Annotated in this window: 12 protein-coding genes; 7 read left to right on the top strand and 5 right to left on the bottom strand. The window is 56.0% G+C overall.

Translation table 11 applies throughout. The features are described from left to right. The first annotated feature begins 31 nt into the window (after positions 1 to 31). The 4 genes from Q8O73_RS05360 to Q8O73_RS05345 all read left to right on the top strand — a co-directional run bounded on the left by Q8O73_RS05360 (position 32) and on the right by Q8O73_RS05345 (position 3,474). Positions 32 to 1,285, top strand: coding sequence for an MFS transporter (locus Q8O73_RS05360; RefSeq protein ID WP_305556068.1), 1,254 nt, complete (start codon positions 32 to 34; stop codon positions 1,283 to 1,285). Positions 1,286 to 1,324: 39 nt separating this feature from the next. After that, positions 1,325 to 1,795 carry a YaiI/YqxD family protein gene (locus Q8O73_RS05355; protein WP_305556065.1) on the top strand — a complete coding sequence of 157 codons (471 nt, stop codon included), beginning with the start codon at positions 1,325 to 1,327 and terminating at the stop codon, positions 1,793 to 1,795. Between the two features lie 99 nt (positions 1,796 to 1,894). Beyond that, a complete protein-coding gene (locus Q8O73_RS05350; protein WP_305556062.1) occupies positions 1,895 to 2,149 on the top strand; it encodes a helix-turn-helix domain-containing protein in 255 nt (84 codons plus the stop codon). Then, a complete protein-coding gene (locus Q8O73_RS05345; RefSeq protein ID WP_305556059.1) occupies positions 2,146 to 3,474 on the top strand; it encodes a type II toxin-antitoxin system HipA family toxin in 1,329 nt (442 codons plus the stop codon). The genes Q8O73_RS05350 and Q8O73_RS05345 overlap by 4 nt, the downstream gene beginning before the upstream one ends. A gap of 70 nt (positions 3,475 to 3,544) precedes the next feature. Here Q8O73_RS05345 and Q8O73_RS05340 read toward each other — a convergent pair whose 3' ends face one another. Beyond that, complete coding sequence (locus Q8O73_RS05340; RefSeq protein WP_305556056.1) at positions 3,545 to 5,005, bottom strand: aldehyde dehydrogenase; 1,461 nt, start codon at positions 5,003 to 5,005, stop codon at positions 3,545 to 3,547. Between the two features lie 365 nt (positions 5,006 to 5,370). On the opposite strand from Q8O73_RS05340, the gene Q8O73_RS05335 reads away from it, so the two are divergent. Both Q8O73_RS05335 and Q8O73_RS05330 read left to right on the top strand, forming a co-directional pair. Next, positions 5,371 to 6,258 carry a helix-turn-helix domain-containing protein gene (locus tag Q8O73_RS05335; RefSeq protein WP_305556053.1) on the top strand — a complete coding sequence of 296 codons (888 nt, stop codon included), beginning with the start codon at positions 5,371 to 5,373 and terminating at the stop codon, positions 6,256 to 6,258. Between the two features lie 87 nt (positions 6,259 to 6,345). Further along, complete coding sequence (locus Q8O73_RS05330; protein ID WP_305556050.1) at positions 6,346 to 7,155, top strand: DUF3750 domain-containing protein; 810 nt, start codon at positions 6,346 to 6,348, stop codon at positions 7,153 to 7,155. Positions 7,156 to 7,161: 6 nt separating this feature from the next. On the opposite strand, the gene Q8O73_RS05325 is transcribed toward Q8O73_RS05330, so the two are convergent. Both Q8O73_RS05325 and Q8O73_RS05320 read right to left on the bottom strand, forming a co-directional pair. Beyond that, the gene (locus Q8O73_RS05325; RefSeq protein ID WP_305556047.1) at positions 7,162 to 7,767 is read right to left on the bottom strand and encodes a TspO/MBR family protein; all 606 of its coding nucleotides are present in this window, start codon (positions 7,765 to 7,767) and stop codon (positions 7,162 to 7,164) included. Then, a complete protein-coding gene (locus Q8O73_RS05320; RefSeq protein WP_305556044.1) occupies positions 7,748 to 8,191 on the bottom strand; it encodes a VOC family protein in 444 nt (147 codons plus the stop codon). Before Q8O73_RS05320 ends, Q8O73_RS05325 begins: the two co-directional genes overlap by 20 nt. A 285-nt stretch (positions 8,192 to 8,476) precedes the next feature. On the opposite strand from Q8O73_RS05320, the gene Q8O73_RS05315 reads away from it, so the two are divergent. Then, on the top strand, positions 8,477 to 10,168 hold the full coding sequence (locus Q8O73_RS05315; RefSeq protein ID WP_305556041.1) for a methyl-accepting chemotaxis protein: 1,692 nt from the start codon (positions 8,477 to 8,479) through the stop codon (positions 10,166 to 10,168). 105 nt (positions 10,169 to 10,273) lie between these two features. On the opposite strand, the gene zigA is transcribed toward Q8O73_RS05315, so the two are convergent. After that, positions 10,274 to 11,482: a zinc metallochaperone GTPase ZigA gene (zigA, locus tag Q8O73_RS05310; RefSeq protein WP_305556038.1), complete on the bottom strand. Its 1,209-nt coding sequence runs from the start codon at positions 11,480 to 11,482 to the stop codon at positions 10,274 to 10,276. A gap of 232 nt (positions 11,483 to 11,714) precedes the next feature. Next, complete coding sequence (locus Q8O73_RS05305; protein WP_305556036.1) at positions 11,715 to 12,512, bottom strand: hypothetical protein; 798 nt, start codon at positions 12,510 to 12,512, stop codon at positions 11,715 to 11,717. Positions 12,513 to 12,533: the final 21 nt, after the last annotated feature.

Below are 12,533 nucleotides of genomic sequence, written 5' to 3'. Positions count from 1 at the left end.
GTTTCCCTGATCAGGTGTGATGGGGAACGGGATGCGCGACGGGGTTGGCAAGGATAATGGTGGTGTTGGTGGCATCGGGCGGGTGGCGCTTACGGGTGGACTGGCTTTTCTGGACCGCTATCCGTTTTTGGTGCTGGGCCTATTATTTGTCGGTGCGCTGACATCGTCTTCGGCGGCACCGCTGGCCGGGTTGTTTGTTGTCGAGGGGCTGGGCGAACCGCCGTGGAAGCTCAGCATGGTGGCGGTGGTGCAGGTGTGTGTCACGCTTTTGACCAATCGCAGTTTTGGCCGGGCGATTGACCGGGGTGTTCCGGTCAGGATTTTGCTGATCTCAAGCATTCTGTGCTTTGCGACCGGCATGGTGATTTTGGGCACGTTTCAGATTTACTGGGTTTATCTGTGTCTGGTGTCGATCCTGCTGGGGATCGGGTCCGGTGCGCTATCGGTGATGTATTCCTTTGGCCGATTGTTTGCCGAACAGACCGGGCGCGATGTCGTCAAATTTAACAGTCTTTTGCGGATACAAACCTCGCTGGGCTGGATGATCGGGCCTGCGGCGTCGCTATCGCTGTTTGGGGCGTTCGGTTTTACGGCGACCTATTACAGCATCGCGGTTTTGGCGGGGGTGTGGTTTGGCGTTTGTGTGCTGATCCTGCCTGCGGTGTTTCGGTCGCATCATCCGGGTAGTTTGAAGGCGGGTGAAAAGGTGCCGTTCAATCGTGGTTTGGTGTTGGCCTGCATTCCCGTTTATCTGATTGCGACCGGGCATGTTTTGTTTTTAACCGCCATGCCGCTTTATTTCACAACCGGCCTGGGTTTGCCGCCATCAAGCGCCGGGTTCGAACTGACGGTGAAATGTTTTGTCGAGGTGATTGCCATTTATGCTTCTGCCCGGTTGATCCGCCGTATTGGCGAACGGATGGGGCTTATGATTGCCGCAGGCTGTGCGGTGGTGTTTTTTATTCTGGTGTATCATGCGCAAACCTTGCTGCATGTTCTGGCCCTTGGTGCACTTGACGGGCTTTATTACGGGCTGTTTGCGGCCATTGGCATGACTTTTGTGCAAAATTTTGCCCGCAATCGACCCGGTATCGCAACCGGTTATTATGTCAGCACATTGTTTGTTGGCGGTTTGACCGGCAATCTTTTGATGGGAACCATCGCCCACTGGTATTCGTTTCATGCGACGGTCGTGGTGTCGGGGCTTATTGCCGCTATCGGCGGTTTGTCGTTGCTGGTTATCCGGGATGCACCACAGGAAGAAGTCACACCGCAACAGGCATGATTTCTTGACTTTGCATCGCACATGTCGATGATCGCGGCCATGAATGAGATGCAACACTCCAAACCCCGCCTGTTTGTCGATGCCGATGCCTGCCCGGTCAAGGCGGAATGTGAACGTGTGGCCGAACGGCACCGCCTGGAAATGATTGTGGTGTCAAATGGCGGTATTCGCCCGTCGCGCAATCCGCTGGTGCGCAATGTGATTGTGCCGCCCGAACCGGATGCCGCCGATGACTGGATTGCCGAAAATGCGCGGTCGGGTGATGTGATTGTCACCAATGATATTCCGCTGGCATCGCGCGGGCTTGCGATCGGGGCGCGGGTGATCCGCGCCAACGGGCAGGAATTTTCCAATGCCAATATCGGCAATGCGCTGGCGGGCCGCGAAATGGCGGCGCATATGCGCGAAGTCACCGGCGAGCAGGGCCGCAATGCCGGATTTACCCCCAAAGATCGGTCGCGGTTTTTAAGCGCGCTGGAAGTTATGGTGCAGGCGGTTTTGCGTGGGTGACGGGATTAAAATTTACGCTGTGGCGTAATAAATGATTATTTACTCTGTAGCGTAAATTTTGTATTGTTACGCTATCGCGTAAATTATCAGGGGCGTAAAATGGAACTCAAGGCCCGAACCCCGGAGCAAATCGGTCAGTCGTTGCGGCGGTTTCGCAAGGCGAAGGGCCTGACCCAGAAGGATATCAGCGACCGGACCAATCTGCGTGTCGCCACGATCTCGTCACTGGAAAATGGCGATCCGGGGACGCAGCTTCGCACGCTTGTCAGTGTTCTGACCGCCCTTGATCTTGAATTTGTTCTGCAAGATCGGGGCAAATCGACCACGCTCAGCATTGAGGATGTCTTTTCATGAAGAAATCCTCGCGCCACCGGCCTTTGACGGTTTTGCTGAATGGGCGGCTTGTCGGGGCCATCCGCATGGCATCAAGCGGGGCGATCAGCTTTCAATATGATCAAGGCTGGCTGGATCGGGAATATGCCTTGCCGGTTTCGCGGTCCTTGCCGCTTGGCGAGCAGGCCTATCGTGGTGCAGCGGTGATTGCGTGGTTGGAAAATCTTTTGCCGGATAATCAGGTTATTCGCGAGCGCGTGGCGGCCAAAGTGGGGGCAACGGGGACGGGTGCGTATCATCTGCTGGAAAAAATCGGGCGGGATTGCGTCGGAGCGTTGCAGTTCGTTGTTGATTATGACGGCGAAAATCCGACGAGTGAGATTACGGGTGATATTCTTTCGGAGCGGCAGATTGCCGATATTCTGAAAAATCTGGCAACGGTCCCGTTGGGGATTGAGCGAGATCATGATTTTCGTATTTCTCTTGCCGGGGCGCAGGAAAAAACCGCGCTTTTGCATTATGACGGGGCGTGGATAAAGCCATCTGGCATGACGCCCACCACGCATATCCTCAAGACGCAGATTGGCACCATGCCCGGCGGCATTGATTTGCAAGACAGTGTGGAAAACGAATTTTTCTGTATGCGGTTTTGCAAGGCGATGGGGGCGGATATTGCCGATGTGGAAATCCATGATTTCGAGGATTGCCGTGCATTGGTGATCAAACGGTTTGATCGTCAATGGATGCAATCGGGCAAATTGTTGCGATTGCCGCAGGAAGATTTCTGTCAGGCGACGGGGTATCCGCCAAGCCGGAAATATCAGTCGGATGGCGGGCCGGGCATTGTGACCTGTGTCGATCTCTTGAGCGGCAGCGACAGGCCGACAGAGGATCAGATTGCTTTTTTTCGGGCGCAAATCCTGTTCTGGATGCTGGCGGCAACCGATGGGCATGCCAAGAATTTCAGCCTGTTTTTACAGCCAGGCGGCGGATTTGTCATGACGCCGCTTTATGATATTTTGTCGGTGCAAAAGGTTTGCGATGACGGGCAAGTGCGGCACAGGCAGGTCAGACTGGCGATGTCAGTGGGGGATGCGAACCATTCCCGGGTTGATGAAATTGCCCCCCGGCATTTTGTGCAATCGGCCAGGGCGGCGGGCTTTGGGGTTGGTCTGGTGGCGGAATTGATGGCCGATATGCAGGACCGGATTCCGCAGGCGATAGAGGAAACCTACCAAACACTTCCCGATGATTTTCCCCCGGAACTTGCCGCATCAATCACGCGGGGAATAGAGGCCCGTGGCCGGGTATTGCAGATGGGGATTGAGCATATCGGCGACGTGTGATTTTGAGAACGGCGGTAATGAAAAAGCCGGGCAGTATAGGGGCTGCCCGGCTTTGTGTTTTGCGGTGTGATCAGAACGGATAATGGCGTTTGCCGCTTTGGATTGTGATCCAGCGCAGTTCGGTGAATTCGTCAATCGAGGCGTTGGAGCCAAAGCGGCCATAGCCGCTGGATTTCACGCCGCCAAACGGCATCTGGGCTTCATCTTGCACCGTCGGGCTGTTGATGTGGCAGATGCCGCTTTCGATCCGGCCCGCAACGGCCATGGCACGGGTGATATTTTGCGAGAAAACCGCCGAGGAGAGGCCATATTCGCTGTCATTGGCAATGCGCACGGCTTCGTTCTCGTTCCCGGCACGGATGACGACGCAGACCGGGCCAAAGCTTTCCTCGCTATAAATCCGCATGGCGGGGGTGACGTGATCAAGCAGGGTGGCATCCATCAAAACACCATCGGCCTTGCCGGAACCGGCGACCAGTTTGGCTCCTTTCGATATCGCATCCTTGACCAGTTCCTCGATCCGGTTGACGGCCTCGACATTCACCACCCCGCCCAGAATGTGGTTGTGGTTGTCCTTGGACGGGTCGCCTGCGGTCAGGGTTCTGGCCTTGGCGGCAAGTTTTTCAACGAAATCATCGGCAATGGCGTTATCGACGACAAGGCGTTCGGTGGACATGCAGATTTGGCCCTGATTCATATAGGCACCAAAGGCAGCGGCGTTGACGGCCTCGTCCAGATCGGCGTCATCAAGTACGAGAAACGGCGCCTTGCCGCCCAGTTCGAGCAGAACCGGTTTGAGATGTTCGGCGGCCAGTTTGGCGATGATGCGGCCAACCCGGGTGGATCCGGTGAAATTGATGCGGCGCACGGCGGGGTGCGCGATCAGGGTTTCGACGATTTCCGGCGCATCTTCGGGGGCGTTGGTCACGACATTGACCACACCGGCGGGTGCGCCTGCCTCGACCAGGCATTGGGCGATCAGATGATGGATGGCGGGGCACAGTTCGGATGCCTTCAACACCACGGTATTGCCACAGGCCAGCGGCATGGCGATGGCGCGGGTGCCGAGAATGACCGGGGCATTCCACGGGGCGATACCCAAAACAACCCCGACCGGCTGACGGATGCCCATTGCCATCAGGCCCGGCGTGTCGGACGGGATGATGTTGCTTTGAATTTGCGTGGTCATGCCACCGGCTTCGCGCAGCATATTGGCGGCAAGATGGGCGTTGAAACCGCCCCACATGGCGGTGCTGCCGGTTTCCTCGACCACAAGACGGCCAAATTCGGCACCCTTTGATTCCATGATGTCGGCAGCTTTGAGCAGGATTTTGCGCCGGGCACCCGGCCCCATTTTCGACCATGCCGGAAAGGCAGCGGCGGCCGCCGTTGCGGCCTTGCGGGCGTCCGCAGCATTGGCAGCAGCAGCGATGGTGGCGGTTTTGCCGGTGATCGGGTTTTTACGCTCGAATGTGCGGTTGTTTGTGGCGCTGATGTCTTCGTTGTCGATCAGCAATTTAATCTCGGTCATGAACGTTTCTCCGTGTGATGTCGTTTCTGCCTGATGCGGTGTTTGCCGGAAAAAGCCAGACCGCAGCCGGTTTCTTGTTTGGGTCGCAAAAATCGTTGCGTATCAAAAGGGTGGGATTAATGGACGTCCGGCTTACTTTGAAGGTCAAAGTAAAATAACGCCATATCCTCCCTTGTTTTGTTACGCAGATGCGAGACAAAACCAACGCATTGTTTTTTATTTTTTCATTTTGGCGATAATGCCATGTTTATACTAGTAAGCGATGGAACGCTTCCAATGTAAAGACACCGAAATTGACATTTTCAGACGAAAAATTGTACTATTTTACATATAATTTAATGGTTATGGATCGGGGGTGAAAAGGCATGTTTGATCCGTCGCCGGTAACGTTGCAAGCGGTCATGGACCGGTTTGACGCGCCGTTATCGACGCAGGAATGGGTGATTGGCGATGCGGCGCAGCGCGAACGATGCCATGCAGTTTTGTTGCTGGCGGGGCGCGGGCGGGCGCAATTGCGGCAAGGGGGGCTGGATTTCGCGGCACCGGCGCTGGTGTGGTTGCCGGTGGGGGAAACCCAATCCTTTGCGATGACGGCGGGGGCCGGCGGATATGTTTTTTCGGTATCCGAGGATCTGGTAGCGCGGTATGCCGGATCGGGTGCCGGTGGGTTGCCGTTGCGCTTTGTCGCCGATACGGTGCACGCAGTAACGCCGGAGGAAGACGGCCCGGATTTGGCGGGAATCACGCAATCCTTTGCCGCTATCCATGCCGAATTGCGGCGCAATACGGTGGGGGCGGGGCTGGTGATCGGGGCGTATCTTCAGATTATCCTGACCGGGATTTTGCGCCTTGCCGACGGTATGATGGAGCGACGCGATGATCAAAGTCCCGGTTCGGTGACCTTTCAGCGGTTTTTGCAGGTGCTGGAACTGCATTTTCGCGAACACTGGAATGTGGTGGATTATGCCCGCATTCTGGGGATCAGCGAACGCCGTCTGTCATCGGCGGCGATGCGGGCAACCGGCAAGCCACCCTTGTTGTTGATCCATGACCGGGTGATCCGCGAGGCGTGTTTGCGGCTGGAACAATCGCCGCTGGCGGTGGCGCAAATCGCCTATGGCCTTGGTTTTCGCGATCCGGCCTATTTCAGCCGGTTTTTCAAACGCTATATGGGCGAAGCGCCGGGGGCCTATCGCCGGTTGAAACGCGCCGAACTGCGCATTCGTGATGATACATTTGCAGCGTGGCCGTAAAAAACGGGTATTTTGCCATTTTTTTGCTCCGTTTTGCCGGTTTAACCGTATTAAATCTGAAACATATGTTTAAGCGGAAATAGCCCTGTGAGATCACGAACGATATTTTGCCTGAGTTTGCTGGCCATTCTGGTGGCACCTTTCGGCTTGAGCCTGGCACAGGACCCGCCTGCCAAAAAGGCCGAGGAACGTCAGACATGGCGCACCGCGCCGCGTCATGCCAGCGGCATTGCGCCGGACCCGGTGGCCTTTGCCGATACGGCGATTGTGCAGGTGATGGCCGCGCCGACCTATGGCTGGCGCGGGTATTTTGCCGTGCATCCGTGGATTATTACCAAGCGTAGCGGTGAAACCGCCTATCGCCGCTATGACGTGGTGGGCTGGGGCGGCGGCAAGGTTGTGCGCCAGAATTATGCCCTGCCCGATGGTTTGTGGTTTGGATCAACCCCCGAAGTTCTGGCCGATCATCGCGGCGACGGGGTGGATGCCATGATCGACGAGATCGAGGCGGCGGTGGCAAGTTATCCCTACCCCGATCAATATCGCAGCTATCCCGGCCCCAACAGCAACACCTTTGTCGCCCATATCGGTCGCGAGGTGCCATCCCTGACCCTTGATATGCCAGCCAATGCGATTGGCAAGGATTATCGCGGGGCGACCAACCCGGTCGGCTTGTCGCCATCGGGCACCGGGGTTCAGGCCAATCTGTTTGGCTTGCTCGGCCTGACCGCAGGGGTTGAGGAAGGGCTGGAATTCAATGTGCTGGGCCTGAATTTCGGGATTGATTTCAATCGTCCGGCCTTGCGCCTGCCGTCTGTCGGGCGGCTGGGCATGCAAAATATTCCCGATCATCAGGACGACAAAAACGGCACTGCCGAAGCGGCCGAAATGCCGTGATGCGCGTTATCGGTTGAGCCACCAGATCGCGCCATTGAGCGCGGTGGCAAAACCAACCCACACTGCATAAGGTACAAGCAGATACGCCGCCCAACGATCAATGCGGGCAAACAGCATGATATTGACGATGATCAGGCAGAATAGCGGCACGATGCCGACCAGGCCTGCGATAGGGGATTGTGCGCCGAAAAACAGGAACGACCACGCCAGATTAAGGAATAATTGTGCGCCATAAATCGCAAAGGCATCTCGCCCGCCGGTGCGCTGGCGAAAGCCGCCCACCAGCCATGCCCGCCAGCCCGACAGGGCAATCATGAAATAAATGACCGTCCAGACCGGGGCAAACAGCCAGTCAGGCGGGCTGAAAAACGGTTTGGTCAGGGTTTGATACCAGTCGCCGACACTGGTGGCGGTGACGGCCCCGCCTGCGGCGGAAATGATCAGACACAGCACCATAAAGGCGATCAGGGCAAAGAACCGCGTGCGGTGGGTCAGGGTCTGGGCGGGTGTGTCGGGCATGTCAAAATCCTTGCCGGTCAGGGGCTGCTGCGCCTTATAAATTGCCGAAATGGCGGTATTTGCAAGGGGCATTTCAGGGGCGATAGGGATCATAGGTACCGAATGTCCAGACATGTCCCTCAGGATCGCGGGCGGAATAGCCGCGCCCGCCATAATCCTCGTCGCGGATCGGCAGGATAATTTCGGCGCTGGCCGCAATGGCGCGGGCATAATGGTTGTCGGCATCGGGTACGACGATATAGAGGCTTTGCGTCACACCTCCGGCGTCACGCGGGCGGCAGGTGAATTTGCCAAATCCGGTTTCGCTGCCGGGTTTTTGCGCCTGTCCCAGCATGATCATGCCATTGCCAAAAACCAGTTGCGCATGGTTGATGATGCCGTCTTCGGTTTCATAGACCGCATGGCGTTCAAAACCAAAGGCACGACACAGAAAATCGATGGCGGTTGCCACATCGTCATATTGCAGGGCCGGGATGATAACGCCACCCGGCAAGGAACCGTTTGTGGTTTCGCGCATGACTGTTTCCCCATCACAAGATGCCAATGATCAAGGGCAAGGGTGCCATTATGGCGGCCTGTTGTCTTTGACAAAGTGCAAAAGAATGAAAGCCGGGCAAAGTGACTGCTGTCACTGTCAAAGCCTGTAGTTGCATATATTATGCAATATTGTTTTAGGATTTCCTGAGGTTTCCTGCCGTTTCGGTGGGGCAGGAATGGTCAGGACCCAAAAGGAGTCTTGAAAACCGGCAAACAAAGCCAAATATCACAGCAAAAGTTTGGCAAACAGGATATGGGGATCGAAATGTTCAATCTGAATTCGATGAAAATCGGCACACGGATGCTGATTATCGTGGCGGGAGCCATTCTGGCGGCCTTGCTGGTCGGGGCCTTTGGTCTGTCTGAACTGCGTTATAACATGCTGGAAGATCGCAAGGCGAAAACCAAAGACCTTGTCGATGCGACAATCAGCCTGGTCGGGCATTATCATGCCCTTGAACAAGCGGGGGCGATGAGCACCGACGCGGCACAGGATGCCGCCAAGAAGGCGGTGGGGGCCTTGCGCTATGACCGGGATAATTACTTTTTCGTTTTCGATGCGACGCCGGTTGTGATCATTCATGATATCAAGCCGGAACTGGTCGGCAAGAATATGAGTGAGTCGGTCGATGGATCGGGCAAGCATCATTACCGCGAATTTGCCCGGGTGGCGCGCGAAGACGGGTCGGGCTTTGTCGATTATACCTATCAGGTGCCCAATTCCGATAATCTGCGGCCCAAACTGTCCTATGTCAGCAATTTCAAGCCGTGGGGCTGGATCGTTGCCACCGGCATTTACATTGACGATGTCAATGCGGTTTTCATGAAAAGCCTGATGGTGATGGGTGCGGTGGCGCTGGCGGTGTTGTGTGCGGTTGTCGGGGTGTCGCTTTTGATCAGCCGGGGGATTACCCGGCCGCTTTTTGCGATTTCGGACAATATGCTGCGTCTGTCGCGGGGGGATCATAATATCGAGGTCAAATATACCGATCAGCAAAGCGAGATCGGCGATCTGGCCCGTGCGATGGATATTTTCAAGGCCAAAACCATCGAAATGGAAGAAATGCGCACCCAGCGCGAAGAGCAGGAACGCCGGACCGAAATCGAAAAGCGCGAAGCTATGCACAAAATGGCCGACAGTTTCGAGGCCAGCGTCGGGCAGGTTGTGGGTCAGGTGATTGCGGCATCGGGCCATATGCAAACATCGGCCAATGCCATGACCCATACCGCCGAACAGGTCGGGCAGAAATCGATGGTGGTGTCGTCCGCCTCGCAGGAAATGTCCACCAATGTCGAAACCGTGGCCTCCGCCGCCGAAGAATTATCGACATCAATTGCCGAAATCAGCAATCAGGTCGCGCAATCCTCGGCGATTGCCAATGGCGCGGTGCGGATTTCCGATGATACCCATCAGAAAATCGAAGCCCTTGCCGATGCCGCCAACCAGATTGGCGAAGTGGTATCGCTGATTACCAGCATCGCCGAACAGACCAATCTTCTGGCGCTGAATGCCACGATCGAGGCCGCACGGGCCGGGGATGCGGGCAAGGGATTTGCCGTGGTGGCCAACGAGGTCAAAACCCTTGCCAGCCAGACCGCACGGGCGACCGAGGATATCCGGTCGCAAGTCGGCGATATTCAGGTGGCAACATCGCATGCCGTCACCGCGATTGCCGAAATCGCCCAGACCATCCGTCAGCTTGACGGGGCGACAACGGCGATTGCCGCCGCCGTTGAGGAACAGGGAGCCGCGACCCACGAAATCGCGCGGAATGTCGAGCAGGCCGCCCACGGCACCCGCGATGTATCGGAAAACATCACCGGGGTTTCGTCCGCCGCCGGGGATGCCGAAAAACTGTCGGGCGAGGTTCTGGGGTTGGCGCAGGATTTGGGCAGACAGGCCGATGTGCTGAGCAAATCGGTCGAGGCGTTTTTGGCCGAAGTGCGCAGCGCGTAACACCGCAACGTGACAGAAAACCCGCCAGCCCGGTGACAGGCTGGCGGGTTTTTTGTGCCAGATATTTATAATCTGTGTTTTGTGGTCGGGAAGCGCTGAAAGCCCCTAACGTCGCCAGACCGGAAACGGATCGGGCAGGGTGGCATAGTGTGCCGGGTCAAAATGGCCCTGATCAATGGCGCTGTCATCGTCAATCAGGCAGGCATCAAGGCGGGCGCGGATCTGTGCTTCGTTCATGCCGGTGCCAATAAAGACAATTTCCTGACGCCGGTCGCCTAGAACCGGGTGCCAGTTGCGCATCACGGTTTCGCGCCAGTTTTCATCATCAGGCCAGCGGTTGCGCGGAACGGCAACCCACCATGTGCCCAGGGCTTCGTGCTTGACCGCCGCCCCGGCCTGACTGAGTTCGCCGACCCAATCGGGACGGGTGGCGATCCAGAAATGACCCTTGGCGCGGATCACGCCGGGCCATTCGGAATTCAGAAAATCGTAAAAGCGTTGCGGATGAAACGGCAACGCACAGCGATAGACAAAACTTTGTATGCCGTATTCCTCGGTTTCGGGCACATGATCGGCAAAGCCGTACAATTCTTTGGCCCAGAGGGGATGGTCTTGTGCCCGGTCAAAATCAAAGCGCCCGGTATTGAGAATGCGGGCCGGGTCCACCCGCCCGTGATCGGTTTCGATGATGTCGGCATCGGCATTCAGGGCGCGGATGATGGTCAGCACGGTATCGCGTTGTGCAGTACTGATCAGGTCGGTTTTGTTCAGGATGATGATATCGGCAAATTCGATCTGATCGACGAGAAGATCAACCAGGGTGCGGTCATCCTCGTCACCCAGTGATTCCCCGCGATCCCGCAGAAAATCCTGTGATGAATAATCGGCAATCAGGCGTGCGCCATCCACCACAGTGACCATGGTATCAAGCCGTGCGACATCGCCAAGCGACTGGCCGTCGGCATCGCGGAAATCAAAGGTGGCAGCTACCGGCAAAGGTTCGGCAATGCCGGTCGATTCAATCAGCAAATAATCAAATCGCCCTTCGGCAGCGAGACGGCGAACCTCGGCCAGCAAATCATCGCGCAAGGTGCAGCAAATGCAGCCATTGGTCATTTCAACCAGTTTTTCATCCATCTGCGACAAGGCCGCCCCGCCTTCGCGGATCAGATCGGCGTCGATATTGACCTCGCTCATATCATTGACAATGACGGCAACGCGCAGGCCGGAACGGTTATTCAATACATGATTGAGAAGCGTGGTTTTGCCCGCGCCCAAAAAGCCGGACAGCACGGTGACGGGAAGGCGGTGCATGGTATATCCTCATAAATGATATGTTATAACATATCATTTAGCGCGAGACGAAGCGTGTGGCAACAGGGAAAAGGGAACGACCCGCGAACACCGCGTTTCCGCCCGATGGACAACCGCGTTCTCGGGTGTGGCGGTGGGTTTCCCGGTTCAATATATCCGTCATGCCCGTGACCACAGGCATCCATCGGGCGGCAGGTGCGGCGGGTGCGGTGTGATCAGGTGGTCTTACCGACTATCCAATCAGCTTGTCAATTACGGTGAAATCCCGGTTGTTAGGCATACAGAACAGGCATTTTCCATGACTGGCTTCGGCCCATACTTCGCCAATTTGGCGTTTCGGGGCTGCTGCGTCGTAACGATCCCCGCCTTTGTATTCGACAACCATAATCCGGCCATCATGGAGCATTGCCACAAAGTCAGGATAGAACTTGCCGCTGGGCAACTGAAGCCAGAAGGACGTTTTCTTGCTATCGACGTTTCTGATCCAGTATTGCACCTTGTCATGGCGGTCCAGATAGACAGCGCAGTCAAATTCCTCGCCTTGCGGCTTCAGATCGCCAATCAGCGATGTATAGTGTTTGTTGAACTTTGTCGTCCCGGAATAGGGTTGATTATAGGCATATGTCGTTTCATCAAAAATCATTGCCAGATCAGAACTGGTGGCAAACGATTCTGTGTTTACGGCGAAAAGAGAATTGTAGTTGCCGTTTTCGCGATTACCCCGAAGCTCGTTGATCAAGGCAGACAAGGAATTACGCAAATCGTATTTGTTACGTGCCAGAACTTCCAGATCGATCCCGGATTTAACAAGTGCTTCTATCGCCCCTAAAATGAATAAAATAGCACTTGGTTTGGTGACGTCTTGGTGCGGAATGCCCATATCAAGCCAGTTGGCAAGGCGGGGTAAGGTCCAGTTCGGTTCCTGAATAACCGCACCGAGTTCCCCCTGCATCCGGCGGACAAACTGGATTTCGACTTTGCCCTTGTCGGTGATATCGATCTGCCCCGACTGGCTTTCATCAACAACCATGAAACGTTCTGTAATGACTGT

The organism is Thalassospira sp. (genome assembly GCF_030690045.1).
In the GTDB taxonomy this organism is placed as follows: Bacteria; Pseudomonadota; Alphaproteobacteria; order Rhodospirillales; family Thalassospiraceae; genus Thalassospira.
The sequence above is the reverse complement of the archived record's forward strand: the minus strand, read 5'-3'. Positions and strand labels throughout refer to the sequence as shown.